Raw genomic sequence first — 15,957 nt, 5'->3', positions numbered from 1 at the left:
CGCAATCGCCCGTATTACGGAACCGAACCGGCAAGCAAAGCAAGGAGCAATCATGCAAGCGGACAATCAGCAAGGTGAAGTGCGGATGGAGATAGACGGCCATGTCTGCATCATCACCGTCGACAACGTCAGAAAGAAAAACGCCTACTCGCCCGAGATGATGGAGCAGCTCGCGCGGCACCTCACCGCCTTCGAGGAAAACGACGACCTGTGGGTGGGGATACTGTGCTCGGCGGGCGAGCACACCACCGCGGGCCTGGACATGCCCAAGTTCTTCGGCCCCAACGCGACCGCCAAGCCGCGGCCGGAGGCATGGGTGGATCCCTTCGGCCTCAAGCGCCGCTGCACCAAGCCGCTGATCGCCGTCGTCCAGGGCATCACCTACACCGTGGGCATCGAAATCATGCTGGCCTGCGATATCGTGGTGGCCGCCGACACGGCGCGTTTCGGCCAGCTCGAAGCCAAGCGCGGGATCGCTCCGCTGGGGGGCGCGCATTTCCGCTATCTGACGCGCACCGGCTGGGGCAACGCCATGTACCATCTCTTCCTGTGCGAAGAGTTCGACGCCCAGCGCGCCCGCGAACTGGGATTCGTGCAAGAGGTGGTGCCCTTCGGCCAGCATCTGGACCGCGCGAAGAATCTTGCGGAAAGAATCTGCGCCTGCGCGCCACTGGGCCTGCGCGCAACCAAGCAGGCCGCCATGCAATTCATCGACGCCGCCGAGCAGGCGGCCGTGGCATGCATTCCCGACATCCGGGCCAAGGTGTTCGCCTCGGACGATTTCAAGGAAGGCATACAGTCCTTCGTCGAACGGCGCGCGGCGGTCTTCACCGGGCGCTAGCGCTGGCCGGCCACCGGGCTGCCGGCCACCGGAATGCCGGCCACCGGAATGCCGACCGTCAGCCGTACGCCGCCTTGCGCGCCCGGCGCGATGTCCAGCGTGCCGCCGTACCGGCGCACGCGTTCGCGCATCGTCGACAAGCCGTATTTCCCCGGCTGCGGCGCATGGCCGGCCATGCCCACGCCGTCGTCCTCCATGCTGAGAACGAACCACTGATCGGCCTGCCGGATGGATACCGCCACCCGGGTCGCCCGGGCATGCTTGGCCACATTGTTCAGCCCTTCCTGGAAAATGCGGTAAAGGTCGCGCACCGTCTCGTCCGGGAAGTCGGCCCGCGCGCCGGCATGATGGAAATCGCCCCGTATCCCGTAGCGGGACTCGAACTTCTCCAAGTCGTTCTTGATGGCTTCGGCGATGCCCAGGTGCGGCAATGCGCTGGGGTGCAGGTCTTCGGAAATCTGCCGCACCACCTTGATGGTGTCCTGGACCAGCTGCATGGCCTGTTCGGCGGTGTCTTCCAGTTCGCCCAATTGCACCTTCGCCTCGTGGCTGTGCTGCAAGGGCGTGAGCCTGCCTATCTTCTTGCCGATCCGGATGAGGTCGAAGCGCAGAGCCGACAACATGCCCCCCACCGCGTCATGCAGCTCCATTGAAATGTCCAGGCGCTCTTCGTCCCTGACTTTCTGTATGTAGGTCAGCAGCTCGCTGAGCCTGGCTTTGGAATCTTCCAGCTCCTGATGCCGCAGCAAGCGCGACGTGGCATCGATGCCCACGCCGATCACCGCCGGTTCGCCGCGATACGAAATGAGCCGCCCATGGATCTCGATCGCCCGCATCGTGCTTTCGTTCGGGCGCTTGATCCGGACGATGAAGGTGTTCTCGGGCGATTCGCCGCGCAGCCGGCGCGCGTACTGGCGCAGCAGCTCATCGCGCTGATCCCGGGGCGCGACATCGGCGAGCGATTTTCCCGCGAGCTTGTCGCGCGAGGTGCCGCACATTTTTGCAAACGCCTCGTTCACATAAATGAGCTTGTCGTTCTGGAGCAGGTAGATGCCCGCCACCGACTGCTCGATCAGGCCTTCGAACAGATAGCGGTAATTCGCCAGTTCAGCGGGAGAGGAAGGGTCGACCGGGATCATGGAGATGCCTGAAGTGTAGGAATAAACTGACTCGGTCTTCAGCGCCTTCTGACTGCGTGCGGCGCGGGACCTTGTCTACACTGCCATAGAGTAATCCATAAATCCTTGGCGATAAAAACTCGGCAATCCGCCTTCCATTCTCACGCAGGAGACCACTTTGAACCGACGCGATTTTCTCAGCAAGAGCAGCCTGGGCCTGGGCGCCGCTTTGGCCACTTCATCGATACCCGGCATGTTGAGCACCGCCTCGGCGTCCGAGGCCTTTCCGCGGCAACCCATACGCATCCTCGTCGGATTCACCGCGGGCGGCGTGACCGACGTGGTGGTCCGCGCTCTGGCCGAAGAGGCGTCGAAAATCATGGGGCAGCCCGTGATCGTCGAAAACAAGCCGGGCGCGGGCGGCGTCCTTCCCGGGCATCAGCTGCAGAACGCGCGGCCCGACGGCTATACGATCGGCATCATTCCAATGAGCGTGTATCGGCTGCCCTACACCACCAAGATGACCTGGGATCCGGTCAACGACCTGGAATACGTCATCCGCATCACCGGCTTCACCTGGGGCCTGGTCGTGCCGGAATCATCCCCGATCCAGACCTTCGAGCAATACGTCGAGTACGCCAAAAAACATCCCGGCGAACTCACCTACGGCACGGTCGGCAGCCTGACGACCCAGCACCTGACCATGGAGCAGATCTCCCGCCAGCTGGGCATCCAATTGACGCACGTGCCCTACAAAGGCGTGGCGGATGCCATTCCGGCGCTGCTGGGCGGCCATATAATGTCGATCGCGGACGCTTCGTCGTGGGTGCCGTACGTCGAGTCCGGCAAGATGCGCCTGCTGGTGATCTGGTCGGACAAACGGGCCGAACGCTTCCCCAACGTGCCGACACTGCGCGAAGTCGGCATCGACATGGTGCAGACCTCGCCCTGGGGGCTTGCCGCGCCCAAGGGGACGCCGCCGCAAGTGGTCCAGGCGCTGCACGACGGCTTCCACAAGGCGATGCAACAGCCCGCCTTCCTGGAGAACCTGAAGAAATTCGACATGACCGCGCAGTACATGACCGGCGAACAGTTCCGCCGGTTCGCGGCGGAGTCCGTCGACAGCGAAGCCCGTATACTCAAGGCGCTTGACGTGCCGCGCGCAAGCTAGCTTCCATGAAACCATGATACGCATACTCCTCGTCGACGACCACACGATTTTCCGGGACGGCCTCAAGCGCCTGCTGCACGAGGAAAACGACATGGCCGTCGTCGCGGAAACCGCCGACGCGGGCGATGCGCTCATGTGCCTGCGCACCACGCCCATCGACGTGGTGCTGCTGGACATCAACATGAAAGGCAGGAGCGGGCTGGACGTCCTGCCGTCCATCAAGGCCGAAAAGCCCGCGCCGCCCGTCATCGTCCTGAGCATGTATCCCGCCGAAACCTATGCGCTGCGCGCGCTGGACGCCGGCGCCAGCGGCTACATCGCCAAGGACATGGACTTCCACGAATTGATCACCTGCATCCGCAAGGTGGCCGCCGGCGGCAAATACTTCCCCGCCGAAATCCTGGACCGGGTCCTGCGCCACAGCCGGTCCGACGACGCCGAAGAAGCGCCGCAGGCAAGATTGTCTTCACGCGAATTCGAGATCATGATGCTCATCGTCAAGGGCCAGCGCCTGACCGACATCGGCACGCAGCTGTTCCTCAGCGTCAAGACCGTCAGCACCTACCGCAGCCGCATCATGCAAAAGCTCAATCTCGGCAACAATGCCGAGCTGGTGCAGTATGCGCTCAGGCACAAGCTGATCGATTGAAGCTCATGCCGTGATCCGGGCCCGCGTGGCCGGCCCTGCGCGAGTGCCCGTCACAACGCCTTGATCAGCCGCGCGGCGGTGTGTTCGCAATGGATCTTGCTCAAATGGCCGAGGCGCTCCGAATCGCCCGCCACCAAGGCATCGAATATCTGGCGGTGCTCCACCTGAGCTTCGGCGACGTCCATGGTGAGGCCGATTTCGATGCGGATATAGGGCTCCACCATGTCGCGCAGCATGAGCGCCACGCGCGATACGTGCCGCAGGCCAGCGCTCAGGAAGATCCTGTCGTGGAAGGCTGAGTTCAATTCCAGCCAGGCATTGGCCTTCTCGGGTGTCGAGATGCTTACCTTTTCCATCTTGAGCAGCAGGGCCTTCACCGCCTTGATGTCCTTGTCCGTACGCGCCAAGGCGGCGGCGGCGCCGGCGTGCCCCTCGATGATGGCGCGCAGCGCGAAGATTTCCTGTATTTCCTCCGGTTCGAGAGAAATGACCGCATAGCCCCGGCGGGGCCTCAGCTCGAGCAGGCCCTCTGTTTCCAGCCGGGTCATCGCCTCACGCAACGGCACCCGGCTGGCGCCGAAACGCTGGGCGAGCTCCTCCTGGCGCAGGATCTGGCCCGGCGGGAATTCCCCTTTCAGGACACCGCTGCGCAGTCGCTGATACACCATTTCAGGAAGGGATTGAACGTGATTGTCTGTGTGTTGTTGTTCTGCCATGGCGGTCGTAAGTGTTGTCGTCGCTGAGCGATCCATTTCAGAAGTGCGATGCCCAGTGCGCGGAATGGTGTGTAGGGGAGAACTTTATGCTTAAAAACGATGAAAATCAAATCGTAGATTTAAAGACAAATCGCTGTCTCATAAAATTTTTGTTCATAGATATCAATTATTTAAATCATATTAAACGACTATTTTATGTAGATTGTATCCAAAATAATTGCATATTTTATTCAATCAGCCTATATTCTCATCAACCATAAAGGACCGTACGGACCCCCGACGGCCAACAACTAGGAGGCAGCATGGAAATCTCACGCCGAAAAATGCTGGGCATGATGGCGGGCACGGCCGCGCTGGCGGCCACTCAGCGCACGAGCCTGGTCTTTGCGCAAAGCAATTCAATCACCGTGACGACACTGGGAGGACGCTGGGAACAATCCATCCGTACCCACTTCGCGCCGTTCTTCAAGAAAAAAACCGGGGCCGACGTCAAGATCGTCCTGGGCGGTCCGGCGCAATGGACGGCGCAAATCGAATCACAGCCCAACCGGCCGCCGCTCGATGCCGTCGACAACAGTGAAATCCTGGCCCTGAGCCTCATCAAGAAAGGCCTGGTGCTGAAGCTCACACCCGAGAAGGTGCCCAATCTCCGCGACATTCCAAAACAGTTCTATGAGCCTTGGGATTCCTACGGCGTGTCCTACCAATACGGCGCCTCGGGAATCTGGTTCGATAAAAGGAAGGTCAAGCAAGCGCCGGACAGCTGGCCGGAATTCCTCGAAAGAGCCGGAAAAGGCGAATTCGGCAAGAACATCGCCTTCCCGGACATCTCCTATGCCTGGACGCCGGAACTCATCTGGCACCTGGCCGTGTCGCTCGGCGGCAGCATGAGCAACCTGGATCCGGCCTTCCAGGCTTTGCGCAAGATGAAGCCCTACGTCACGAAATTCTGGGGCACGGCGATCGAGGCCGAGCGCCTCATCGTATCGCGCGAAGCCGAGATCGGCTGGCTTTGGGACGGCCGCATCTACGCCATGATGGATTCCGGCGACGCCAACCTGGACTTCAAGCGGCTGGCACCCTCTTCCCTGTTCTCGCTGGTGCCGGCGCAAGTCGTCAAGGGTCCGAACGCCGACCTCGCTTTCGAATGGGTCAACACGCTGCTGGATCCCGAACCTTTGCTGGAGTACTACAAGCTCATCCAGTACACGCCCACCAATACCAGGGTCGTCATTCCCGAAGCGACCCGCCACCGTATCATGCCGGTGGCGCAAGGCACCGTGCCCGGCATGGACGAACTGACGAAAGCGACGCCCGGCATCATTGAACGCTGGAACGCCGAGATCAGATGATGGGCGCGACGACAGCCACAACCCTGTCGGGGCCGGGCCGGCAGCCCGGGTCGCCCCGGCCCGCTTTACTGAGCCGGGGGGCGGTATCCAATACGCTCATGGCCGGCCCCATGGTGGTCCTCATGCTGGCGGGCTACGTCCTGCCGGGGCTGCTGATGCTGTCGGTCAGCCTCGGCGGGGCGCTCGGCAGCTGGCCCTTCCAAAGCCCGATGGAAATCGACCAATACCGGAAGATATTCAGCTCCTCCTACTTCTGGGGCGTGATGGGCTTCACGCTGCTCGTCAGCGTCGGCGTCGCCCTCCTCAATGCGTTTCTTGCCTACCCGGTCGCTTTGTTCCTGGCGCGCTCCCGGTCGCGCTGGAACGGCGTGTGCTTCCTGATCACCTTCACCCCGCTGGCCGTGGGCATGAACATGCTGACGATGGGCTGGCTGGTGATGCTCGGAAAGAACGGCGTCTTGAACGCGCTGATACAAGGCCTGGGGCTCTCGCAAGAGCCCTTGCCGCTCATCTATGGCATCGGCGCCGTGGTGGCCGGCCTTGCGCACATCAGCTTCACCTTCATGGTGCTGCCGCTCGAAAGCGTATTGCGCGGCGTCAATCCCGCGCTCGAACTCGCTTCACGCAGCTTGGGCGCTTCGCGCTGGAGGACCTTTCTCACGGTGACTCTGCCGCTGAGCTGGGAAGGCCTGGCCGCCGGCATGCTGATCGTATTCATGCAAAGTTGCGGCGCCTTCGTGATCCCGCTGCTACTGGGCGGCTCCAGCACCATCATGCTGCCCGTCTCCATCTGGGAGCAAATGACCGTCGCCAACGACCGCGCATCCGGCGCCGCGCTGGCGATGATGCTGACCTTCGTCGCCCTGGTGGCGCTGGCGCTTCAGCTTCGTTACTTCAACGTCTTGAAGGAGCCCAACAAGACATGAGCGCGTCCAAGCTGGGCAGGGTCGGCACCCTGCTGTTCAATTCGTATGTCTTCCTGATTTCACTGATACTGATCTTTCCGCTGGCGGTGGTGCTCCTCATTTCGTTCGATACCGCGTCCTACATCAAGTTTCCGCCCAGCGGCTTCCAATGGAACTGGTATCTGACGTTGACCGATAACCCCACCTTCGTCCTGTCGTTCATCAACAGCCTGATCGTCGCCACCGCGTCCACGGCGATTTCGCTGCTGGTGGGCGTCCCGGCGGCGGTCGTGATCGCGCGCCGGGACTTCCCGGGCCGAAATTTCATTTACGGGCTGTGCCTGTCTTCGCTGACGATTCCCTGGATCGTGTACGGCGTGGCGCTTCTGTTCCTTTGGAGCGCCGTCGGGCTTCAGCTGTCCATATGGACATTGATTTTCGGCCATACGGTCATCGGCGCCCCCTATGTGCTGCGCACCGCGGTCGCGGTGCTGGCCGACATGCCCACGTCCTACGAGCGCGGCGCGCGCAGCCTGGGGGCCGGCGCGCTGCGGACCTTCTTCACCATCACCCTGCCGTTGATGTCGGCGGGCATCCGCGCCGGCGCGGCCTTCGCGTTCATCATCTCGTTCGTGAACATCCCGGTGTCGCTGTTCGTCACCACCTTCGACAACATCACCATGCCCGTGGCGGTCTTCAACTACATGCAATACAACTTCGACCCCGGCGTGGCGGCGTTCTCCATCATCCAGCTGATCGTCATCACGCTATTCATCGGCCTCGCGGCACGCGCAGCCAGGACTTGAGCAGGCTTATGAACCATACATACGATTTGGAACTATCGGACGTCGTAAAGGATTTCGGCGGCACCCGGGTCGTCGACCGGCTGAACATCAGCATCGAAAAGGGCGAATTCATCTCGCTGCTCGGCCCATCCGGCTGCGGGAAGAGCACCACCTTGATGATGATCGCGGGCTTCGAGGGCCTCAGCGACGGGCAGGTCAAAGTGCGGGGCAACCGTATCGACCACTTGCTGCCCGAGCGCCGAAACATAGGGATCGTCTTCCAGGCCTATGCGCTCTTTCCCCACATGTCCGTGCGGCAGAACGTCGAGTACGGCCTCAAGATGCGCAAGGTGCCGGCCGCGGAACGGAAATCCCGCGCGGGCAAGCTGCTCGACCTGGTCCACATGACGGCGTTCTCGGACCGCTACCCACGGCAGCTGAGCGGGGGCCAGCAGCAGCGCGTCGCGCTGGCCCGCGCCCTCGTCACCGAGCCCAGCATCCTGCTGCTCGATGAACCCTTCAGTGCACTGGATCGCCAGCTGCGCGAAGACCTGCAACGCGAAGTGCGCGCCCTGCAGCGTTCGCTGGGCATCACCACCATCTTCGTCACGCACGACCAGGACGAAGCCTTGCTGATGTCGGACCGCATCGCGGTGATGAACCGCGGCAAAGTGGAGCAATGCGCGGCTCCCCAAAACCTGTACAAATCACCCGCCACCGAATTCGTCGCCCGCTTCATCGGCCGGGGCACATTCCTGGACGGCACCGCCGTCGCCGGCGGCGCCGCGGGGCTCACCATCGACACGCCGATCGGCCAGGTCCAGGGCATGAAAGGGCCGGATGCCGGCTCGAAAAACGTGCGGCTGTTCTTCAGGCCGGAGGACGTCACATCGGATCCCGTCGGCGAAATGGACCGCGGGCTGGCCATTACCGGTCCGGTCAGGGCCGTTTATTTCCAGGGCGCCTCCACCACCGCGGAAGTGCTCGTGGCGGGCCTGGACGCGCCCCTGCTTTTCGACGCCTCCGAGATGGTACGCCACCGGTCCTTGTCGGAAGGCGACACGCTGTCCCTGCACGTGCCCAGAACAAAAATTCATGTCTTTGCGCGGCAATAACAACGCCGATCGACGTCCGGCCCTGGGCCTTTTTTTACTCAAATGGAGAATAACGTGACTGCTCAGATCAATATCTACAACCCCTCCAAACTCGGTGCGCCGATGGGCCAATACACCCACGTCACCCGGGTCAAGGCGGATGAATTCCTGTTCATCGCCGGCATGCTCGCCGGCGACGCCGCGGGGAACATCATCGGCGAAGGCGATTTCGACGCCCAGGCGAAGCAAGTCTTCAGCAACATCGGCGCGGCGCTGGAGTCCGCCGGCGCCTCATGGGGGAATGTGGTCCAGTTCACCACCTACCTGGTGCACTCCCAGGACATCCCGAAGCTGATGGAATTCCGCAAGCGTGAATTCCCCAAGATGTTTCCCAACGGCATCTACCCGCCCAACACCATGCTGATGGTGGACCGTCTGGTCAAAGAACCTTTCCTCATTGAAGTCCAGACCATCGCGGCCATTTGATCCGCCTCGCTGGCGCGCCATGCATGAGAGTTCGACGCCTTCGGGCGGAAGGTTGCTGGCGGAGGGAAGTCAGGGCCCGTCGGCAGGCCTTCGAGGCCTGCCGAACGGACGGACATCAGCGGCTGCTCACCGTCCAGAGGTCGCGCCAGTACTGCAGCTTCTTGAAGTCGTCGGGCGTGGTGTCCGAGTTGTTCACATACATCTTTTCAGTGAGTTTGCCCACGCCGGACGCGTCGCTTTCAGGCATCTTGGCATTGCGGTTGGTCGAAACCTTGCCATCTTCCATTTGCGGCAGCATCCCTTCCGCCGACATCATGTAGTGCACGAACAGCTTGGCGGCATTGGGGCTTTTGGTCCCGGCCGCGATGACGGCGACGCGCGGCGTCAGTTGGCCGACCCATGGCGTCATTTCCTTGCAAACGGCCATGGGAAAGTTCTCGTGCTTGGCGTGGCTGAAGATGGCCGCGCTGACGAAGCCGATGACCGGATGTTCGGCGGTGCTGGCGCCAACGATAGGGCCGACGTCGGTGTCGCTTTTTTGAACTTTCACCTTGTTTGACGCGAAACGCTTGACCCATTCCGCCATGGCCGTGGGCTCTTTGGATTCCAGCGGCTTGCCGAAGTATGCTTCGTAGGCCTTTTTCATGGTCGCGTCTGAATTGTCCGCGATCTGGTTGAACCAGAACATGGTTTCGTTGCGCAGCAAAGGATCCGGGATACTGATCTTGCCCTTCCATTTCTGGTCGGTCAGCGCCCACATGTTATCCACCGGGCATTTGTCGCCGAAGACGGCGGGGTTGTAGACCCATACCCAAACGTTCAAGCTGGTGATGGCGGGATGCTGATACTCGGCGGGAGTTTCGCCCTTCAGGTCGGGCGGCATCCAGCTGACGGCGATGCCTTGCGGCAGGAACTGCGCGGTGACGTTGGGCAGGTTGCTCATGTTGAAGACGTCGCGTCGCACATTGCGCGCCTGCGCCTCGCGCACCAGGATTTCTTCCTGGTTGGATGCCGATATTTTCTCGCCGGTCGCCTTGATTCCGTATTTTTCAGAGAACTTCTCGGCCATGACCTTGATCTTGCCGGTCGCATCCACCACCGTGATCGGAGGCTCCTTCTTGGCCGCTTCGATCAGCTTGTCCAGGCTGTACTCCGCGTCGGCAATGCCCAGGCCCGTGCTGCCGTTGGACGCTGCGGCCTGCGCGCCCGACGCCGCATGCGCGGCGGAGCCGTACCCTGCCAGCAGCAGCGCCGCCGCAAGCGTCGACGCCGCAAACAAGGCCTTGTTTGCCTGAATCCGTTTCGAATCTCTCACTGCCATCTCCTTGCGTTTAATGGTTCGGTACGCCCGTTGCCGGAGGCTTGCCATCGATATTACTTTTCTTTGCGTTGATGGGGAACCGCCGCCTCATCGGGCAGCCTGTCTCCGTGCTCGTCGAAAAGGTGCAGATCTGCGCGATCGACCCAAAAGACGGCCTCGTCCCCCAGCTGTATGTGGGGCGGGGCATTGACCGAGGCGAAGAGCTTTTGCCCCGCCGTGGTCAGCTCGACGATCCAGCTGCCGCCGGTGGGCATGATCCCGGTGACCGTGGCGTGCGCCGCATAGGCCGCCGCGGGCATGGCGTCGGAGGAGGGCGCAGCGATGCGCAGGCTTTCGGGCCGCATGCCCACTGAACCCCGGCACACCCTGGGGTCGGCGCCATCAAGGTGATTGCGCAGCGACGCCGAGAGCGCCGCCGAGGTCCCGCCCGAGCCCAATTCGATGAAGTTCATGGGCGGGCTGCCCACGAACTCGGCCACGAACCGGTTGCAAGGACGGTTGTAAATATTGTCGGGCGTGTCCAACTGCTGCAGCGTTCCCTCGCTCATGACGGCGATCATGCTCGCCAGGGTCATGGCTTCCCACTGGTCATGCGTGACGAAGATCACGGTGGATTTGGACTCGAGGTGAATTCTTTTGAGCTCGGCCCGCATTTCAAGCCGCAGCTTGGCATCCAGGTTGGACAGGGGTTCGTCCATTAGGATGACGCTGGGCTGCACAACCAGCATGCGCGCCAGCGCCACACGCTGCTGCTGCCCGCCGGACAGGTCGGACGGATAGCGGTCGCGGTACTTTGCGATGCCCAGCTTTTCCATCACCCCTTCGGACGCGGCCCGTCTGGCCTTGCGATCCATGTTGCGCAAGGCCAGGCCGAATTCCACATTATCCTGGACGGTCAGGTGCGGCCAGAGGGCGTAGCTTTGAAAGACAAAGCCCATGCCGCGCTTCTCGGGCGGCACATACACGCCTTTCTCGACCGAGTCGAACGTTCGGCCGTCCACCTGGATCTCGCCCGCGGTCGGGTGCTCCAGCCCTGCGATCATCCGCAGGGTCGTCGTCTTGCCGCAACCCGAAGGCCCGAGCACGCACAGGAATTCCCCGTCGGCAATGTCAAGGTCCAGATTCCTGACCGACGGCGCGGCGCTTCTGCTGTAGCGCTTCTCGATCCCGCGTAGTGTGATGCTCGGCACGTTCAGCCCCCCATTCCCGACGCAAGACTCGTCTTCGTCGTTTTCTGCAGAAACAGTGTTCCAAAAAATGCGATGGCCGACAGCATCAGTACGACGGCGTTGGCCGCCTGGCTGTAGCCAAAGTCGACCAGCCGTATCGCATAGGTGGTCAGCAGGTCGGTTCCCGGCGTCGCCAGCATGATGACCAGGCTCAGCCCTTTCAGGCCGGAGATGAACGGCAGCAGAATGCCGGCGGCCAGCGGCCCCTTCTGAATGGGAATCACCACTTTGATCAGGCGTTTCCACCAGCCCGCGCCGGCGACTTGGGCGGCTTCTTCGGGATCCTTGCCCAATTGCATCATGGCGGAGATGCCGGCGCGCGACGCAAACGGCATCTGATCCGCCATCAGGGCCAGGATCAGGATCGCGGCGGTGCCATACAGGGCGGGAATCGGCCCGTGCGGCACCGCGAATATGGACAGGCACGCCGCCGCAAACGCGATGCCTGGCACCAGATAGGGCAGGAAAGTGATATAGCGCAGGTACGCGCCGATGGATTTCAGCGGCGAACGGACCACCACATAACCGACCAGCACGCCGAGCACCCCGGCACACACCGCCGCAATGCCCACGATCCACAACGAATTCCAGGCCGCATGCCAGAAGTCCGGCGTGATCAGGATGCCGGTGCGCAGCGCCGTGGTCGGAAGGTCTTGGCCTATCCAGTAATCCAAGGTGAAGTTGTCCAGAACGAACTTGCCGGGCGTGCGCATGACGGTGCTCAGGAACAGCACCGCCAGGGGCAGCGCCACACTGACCACGAACATCGCGCCGGCCAGGGCCGTCATGGGCAAGCGCCAAGGCCCGAGCTGCTGCGTCCGGTTCATGGAGCCCTTCGAGCCGATGGTGATGAAGCGGCGCGCTTCGCGTACCAGGCGCGCATCGATGAGCACGGAAATGGTGCCTATTAAAATGATCACCCCCGCCAGCACCGCCGCCTCGCCCCCTTGCCTGGCCGTGACACTGCGGAACAAGGACGTGGCCAGGACGTCGTACTTGACCGGCGCCCCCAGAATATAGGCGACGCCGAAGTCGCCCAGGCACTTGGCAAAGATCAATGTAACGGCGGAGAGCAGTGACGGGCGCATCAGCGGGATGATGATCCGGCGGGCGACCACGGACGTCGGGGCGCCCAGCATGCGCGCAGAGTCTTCCAGCTGGGAATCAAAAGAACGCAGTGCGTTGCCGAACAGCAGGATGACGAAGGGCGTGTAATGCAGCGCGAGCACAATCGTGATGGGAAGCTGGCCATACGCAAGCCAGTCCGGCGGCTCGAAACCCATGGATTCCAGCAGCCCCGGCTGCCCACCGACCGTACGGTTCAGGAAGATCGAGCTCCATGCCAGGGCGATCGTCCATGACGGCAGCATATAGGGGACAATCAGCGCCGTCGCGAACCACTTGCGGCCCATGATATTGGTCCGGCTGATCAGCCACGCCAGAATGCCGCCGGCCACCAGCGCGATGGCCATTGCTCCAAACGACACGCTAAGTGTATTGACCAGCGGATCCCACAAAATGGCGGGCGAGACGATGGACCGGAATACCCGCTCCAGGTTGTAGAAGGTAAACGAGCCGGCTGCCTGGCCGATGCGCATTGAATCGGCGAACTGGACTCGAAACGCATCGCCCAGCAGCGAAACAATGGGCGCGACAATCAAGTAAGAGAACAAAAGGGCGGCCAGGATGCCGACGACGACTGTCGGCTCGCGCAGCGCTATTTTCAAACGGTACTTTGAAAACATCGGAGATTTTTTTCGTCGGCCTTGCGAGGCCGTTGCGTCGCGATGCGTTGCGCTGTGCACCGTTCCTCCTGTGCAGTGAGTCCAGCGATGGCTTGAGGCAAGTCAGTAAATTGTATGCGTCGTAAATGCGGTTGGCACTGAGCAGTGTACTCCTACTGTACCGAAAGAATGGGGCACATGAGCCTGAGCCCCTTCGCCTGTGTCAAGCATATTCACTTATATGCGAATATGCTTGAGCGAGTATTGCCCGTGCTTTATCACGGTATCCGTAGTGGGTCCTCCGGACGGGCCATGCGTGCGCCGTTAGCCAGGTAAGGCTGCAGCGCTCGCTGCAAGGTGATGGGTTCGTTGGTCATTATTCCTCGAACGCCCAAAGCCAAGAAGTCCTGCATTGAGTCGTGACTGTCCAGTGTCCAAATATAGTTCAGCTGCACTCTACCCTGCTTTTCCGCTTCCACACTGTCCTTGAACGTACCCGTGAAGCCTCCGATAACGAGCAAATCAGAGCTGATACCGTTTCCGTAAACGGCTTTGCCTTTCGCATACTCGTTCAACAGATTAATGGCGACATCCATGGGATTCTTTTTGAATAACCACAACCGATCCGAAAAGAAGTTGTCCCTTTTCGTGTCGTCAAAACTGAAATAGATGCGGTATTTATACTTCTCCGATTTTGCCGCTTCTGCCGCTGCGGCCTTGATATAGGCGCTATGGTCAATCTTGTCCACGCCAACGATCACTTTTCCCGGGTAGCCTTTTTCGAATAGATGCTTGATGAGATGGGTGAAAGTAAATGTAATTGAAATGGTCTCATAGAAACAGCATGGTGCCTGGAGCGATTAATAAGGCTGAGTCTTTTGCGCTTTACAGCTTGACGTTCCAGGGCAGAAGTTCGTCGATCCGATTGACGGGATGGTCGGCAATACGCTCCAGGACGTGCCCGAGATACGCCTCGGGATTGACGTCGTTGAGCTTTGCCGTGCCCAGCAGGCTGTACATCGTGGCGGCGCGCTCACCACCGGCATCCGAGCCCAAGAATAAAAAATTCTTGCGACCCACACTGATCGCCCTGAGAGCGCGCTCGGCGACATTATTGTCTGCCTCGATGCGACCATCGTCGAGCAAGCGCGTCAGGGCCTGCCACTGGTTCAAGGCATAGTTGATCGCATCCGCGGTGACGGATTTCTTCGCAACGGTGGCCAACTGCTCTTTCAGCCAGGCATGCAGTGCGTGGACGATGGGTGCGGATTGCACTTGGCGAACCGCACGTCTTTCATCGGGCGGTTTTCCGCGAATCTCGCCTTCGATACGATAGAGTTCGGCAATGGTCTCAAGCGCGTGCGTCGTGATCGTCGAGGGGCGCTTCTCGTGGATATCGTAAAAATGCCGACGGGCGTGCGCCCAGCAGCCGGCTTCGAGCACCCGGCCGGGTTCGTAGACCGCGTTGTAGCCTGCTCCAGCAGGATCTCGACGACTTCGCGCTTGAAATGACGGTTCAAGCGTCGGCGAGGATGATTCCGGTAACTGATTTCGGGTGATGACATAGGTTCCAACGTATTTTTGATTGGAACCTATTTTCGCTATCTGGCGCTCATGCCTTCAAGACGGTGCAGACCGGGCTGTTACCAATAAACGGCAATAGGTATTCCTTTAATTCTGTTTGAGAAACTCGATCGTTCGTTTCATGGCGTCAGCGGTAACAGCGCCGTTGTACTGGTAGCCGCGCCTTGCATCGGACTTGTCCCAACCATGCGTCGCATCGTCATACACATGCCACGCCACCGGCTTGCCCTCGGCCTTCAAGTTCTCGAGCAAGGGGAAGCAATCGGCAATGGGTGTCTCGCCGTCGTTCTTTGCCATCAGGAGCAGGACGGGGCGGTCGACATCGTGCCGGAGCAGCTCCCATTTGGGATAGGGGCCCACGTCAAAGGTGCAGGCGCCGTACCAGCCAATCGAGGCGCGGAAGCGGTCTTGTGTGCCGATCCAGCGAGCCACTTCCGGGCTCGACACTGCTGCCGCGGCAAAGCTGCCCAGCGATAGGCCGACAAGATAGATGCGCGATGGGTCGACGACTTTGAGCTGGGAGAGATGCTTGAGAGCGTCGAAGGAGTCCTTGTAAACCCTGGGCGCGCCTACCCCTGCCGGCGTACAGAAAATCGTGTGGCCGCGTGTTCCATACGAGTCTTGTACCAGGACGACGAAGCCCGCCGCGATCAATTCCTTTGCGCGGTCGGAGATATGTGGCTGAATACCGCCACAGGTGTGGACCAGGACAACAGCAGGAAAGGGGCCATCGCCTTCCGGTTTGAAGATGGCATTGGAAACACTGCTGAAGAAACCGAGCGTCTTCGCCTCGGAGGGGAAATTCAGGTCGGAGTATTGGGGAATGCGGGTGGTGAACTGACTGTATGACTGCGCCATGGCGGCACTGCTAGCGAAAAGCACGCTGAGCGTAATGGCCCTTACCGCTTGAATTGCTCCCATAGTGTCTCCTCCCAGCTATTGTTATTGTGAAGAAAAGGTTGCTTGAGAAGCAGCCTTTTTT

The 15,957-nt window shown here is 60.9% G+C and carries 15 protein-coding genes and 1 pseudogene; 8 read left to right on the top strand and 8 right to left on the bottom strand.

Translation table 11 applies throughout. The features are described from left to right. Positions 1-52 precede the first annotated feature (52 nt). Positions 53-841 carry a crotonase/enoyl-CoA hydratase family protein gene (locus H0A72_RS02105; protein ID WP_180153356.1) on the top strand — a complete coding sequence of 263 codons (789 nt, stop codon included), beginning with the start codon at positions 53-55 and terminating at the stop codon, positions 839-841. Here the strand turns inward: H0A72_RS02105 and H0A72_RS02100 are convergent. Further along, complete coding sequence (locus H0A72_RS02100; RefSeq protein ID WP_180153354.1) at positions 838-1,980, bottom strand: PAS domain-containing sensor histidine kinase; 1,143 nt, start codon at positions 1,978-1,980, stop codon at positions 838-840. The two genes, H0A72_RS02105 and H0A72_RS02100, sit on opposite strands and share 4 nt — an antisense overlap. A gap of 157 nt (positions 1,981-2,137) precedes the next feature. Here H0A72_RS02100 and H0A72_RS02095 point away from each other — a divergent pair, with 157 nt between their 5' ends. Then, positions 2,138-3,130, top strand: a complete 993-nt coding sequence (locus H0A72_RS02095; RefSeq protein WP_246437023.1) for a tripartite tricarboxylate transporter substrate binding protein — start codon at positions 2,138-2,140, stop codon at positions 3,128-3,130. A gap of 13 nt (positions 3,131-3,143) precedes the next feature. Next, positions 3,144-3,779 carry a response regulator gene (locus H0A72_RS02090; protein ID WP_180153352.1) on the top strand — a complete coding sequence of 212 codons (636 nt, stop codon included), beginning with the start codon at positions 3,144-3,146 and terminating at the stop codon, positions 3,777-3,779. Positions 3,780-3,829: 50 nt separating this feature from the next. Here H0A72_RS02090 and H0A72_RS02085 read toward each other — a convergent pair whose 3' ends face one another. Further along, on the bottom strand, positions 3,830-4,495 hold the full coding sequence (locus tag H0A72_RS02085; RefSeq protein ID WP_184157602.1) for a GntR family transcriptional regulator: 666 nt from the start codon (positions 4,493-4,495) through the stop codon (positions 3,830-3,832). 302 nt (positions 4,496-4,797) lie between these two features. On the opposite strand from H0A72_RS02085, the gene H0A72_RS02080 reads away from it, so the two are divergent. The 5 genes from H0A72_RS02080 to H0A72_RS02060 are packed head-to-tail and all read left to right on the top strand — an operon-like array spanning position 4,798 to position 9,117. Then, positions 4,798-5,847, top strand: coding sequence for an extracellular solute-binding protein (locus H0A72_RS02080; protein WP_180153347.1), 1,050 nt, complete (start codon positions 4,798-4,800; stop codon positions 5,845-5,847). Next, positions 5,847-6,773 (top strand): ABC transporter permease, encoded by a 927-nt coding sequence (locus H0A72_RS02075; RefSeq protein WP_180153345.1) that lies wholly within the window; start codon positions 5,847-5,849, stop codon positions 6,771-6,773. The genes H0A72_RS02080 and H0A72_RS02075 overlap by 1 nt, the downstream gene beginning before the upstream one ends. Further along, positions 6,770-7,558, top strand: coding sequence for an ABC transporter permease (locus tag H0A72_RS02070; protein WP_180153343.1), 789 nt, complete (start codon positions 6,770-6,772; stop codon positions 7,556-7,558). The genes H0A72_RS02075 and H0A72_RS02070 overlap by 4 nt, the downstream gene beginning before the upstream one ends. Before the next feature lie 8 nt (positions 7,559-7,566). Continuing rightward, positions 7,567-8,652, top strand: a complete 1,086-nt coding sequence (locus H0A72_RS02065; RefSeq protein ID WP_180153341.1) for an ABC transporter ATP-binding protein — start codon at positions 7,567-7,569, stop codon at positions 8,650-8,652. A gap of 54 nt (positions 8,653-8,706) precedes the next feature. Beyond that, on the top strand, positions 8,707-9,117 hold the full coding sequence (locus H0A72_RS02060) for a RidA family protein (protein ID WP_343060228.1): 411 nt from the start codon (positions 8,707-8,709) through the stop codon (positions 9,115-9,117). A gap of 115 nt (positions 9,118-9,232) precedes the next feature. On the opposite strand, the gene H0A72_RS02055 is transcribed toward H0A72_RS02060, so the two are convergent. The 6 genes and pseudogenes from H0A72_RS02055 to H0A72_RS02030 form a co-directional block, all read right to left on the bottom strand. Next, entirely contained in the window at positions 9,233-10,432 is a 1,200-nt protein-coding gene (locus tag H0A72_RS02055; RefSeq protein WP_218953130.1) for an ABC transporter substrate-binding protein, read from the bottom strand. A gap of 59 nt (positions 10,433-10,491) precedes the next feature. Then, on the bottom strand, positions 10,492-11,628 hold the full coding sequence (locus tag H0A72_RS02050) for an ATP-binding cassette domain-containing protein (protein ID WP_180153335.1): 1,137 nt from the start codon (positions 11,626-11,628) through the stop codon (positions 10,492-10,494). 2 nt (positions 11,629-11,630) lie between these two features. Then, entirely contained in the window at positions 11,631-13,394 is a 1,764-nt protein-coding gene (locus H0A72_RS02045) for an ABC transporter permease (RefSeq protein WP_218953129.1), read from the bottom strand. A gap of 275 nt (positions 13,395-13,669) precedes the next feature. Continuing rightward, positions 13,670-14,140 (bottom strand): PI-PLC domain-containing protein, encoded by a 471-nt coding sequence (locus H0A72_RS02040; RefSeq protein ID WP_180153331.1) that lies wholly within the window; start codon positions 14,138-14,140, stop codon positions 13,670-13,672. A 136-nt stretch (positions 14,141-14,276) separates the two neighbouring features. Next, a pseudogene (gene tnpC / locus H0A72_RS02035) lies at positions 14,277-14,873 on the bottom strand (IS66 family transposase); the annotation flags it as partial. A gap of 189 nt (positions 14,874-15,062) precedes the next feature. Further along, the gene (locus H0A72_RS02030; RefSeq protein WP_180153329.1) at positions 15,063-15,896 is read right to left on the bottom strand and encodes a dienelactone hydrolase family protein; all 834 of its coding nucleotides are present in this window, start codon (positions 15,894-15,896) and stop codon (positions 15,063-15,065) included. Positions 15,897-15,957: the final 61 nt, after the last annotated feature.

Origin of the sequence: Parapusillimonas granuli, assembly GCF_013416525.1 — a bacterium.
Taxonomy (GTDB): domain Bacteria; phylum Pseudomonadota; class Gammaproteobacteria; order Burkholderiales; family Burkholderiaceae_B; genus Parapusillimonas; species Parapusillimonas granuli.
This window is presented reverse-complemented; position numbering and strand designations above follow the sequence as displayed.

Coding starts and splice junctions, on each gene's coding strand:
- H0A72_RS02080 (WP_180153347.1), top strand. CDS start 4,798: ATGGAAATCTCACGCCGAAAAATGCTGGGCATGATGGCGGGCACGGCC.
- H0A72_RS02030 (WP_180153329.1), bottom strand. CDS start 15,896: ATGGGAGCAATTCAAGCGGTAAGGGCCATTACGCTCAGCGTGCTTTTC.
- H0A72_RS02085 (WP_184157602.1), bottom strand. CDS start 4,495: ATGGCAGAACAACAACACACAGACAATCACGTTCAATCCCTTCCTGAA.
- H0A72_RS02100 (WP_180153354.1), bottom strand. CDS start 1,980: ATGATCCCGGTCGACCCTTCCTCTCCCGCTGAACTGGCGAATTACCGC.
- H0A72_RS02065 (WP_180153341.1), top strand. CDS start 7,567: ATGAACCATACATACGATTTGGAACTATCGGACGTCGTAAAGGATTTC.
- H0A72_RS02090 (WP_180153352.1), top strand. CDS start 3,144: ATGATACGCATACTCCTCGTCGACGACCACACGATTTTCCGGGACGGC.
- H0A72_RS02070 (WP_180153343.1), top strand. CDS start 6,770: ATGAGCGCGTCCAAGCTGGGCAGGGTCGGCACCCTGCTGTTCAATTCG.
- H0A72_RS02105 (WP_180153356.1), top strand. CDS start 53: ATGCAAGCGGACAATCAGCAAGGTGAAGTGCGGATGGAGATAGACGGC.
- H0A72_RS02075 (WP_180153345.1), top strand. CDS start 5,847: ATGGGCGCGACGACAGCCACAACCCTGTCGGGGCCGGGCCGGCAGCCC.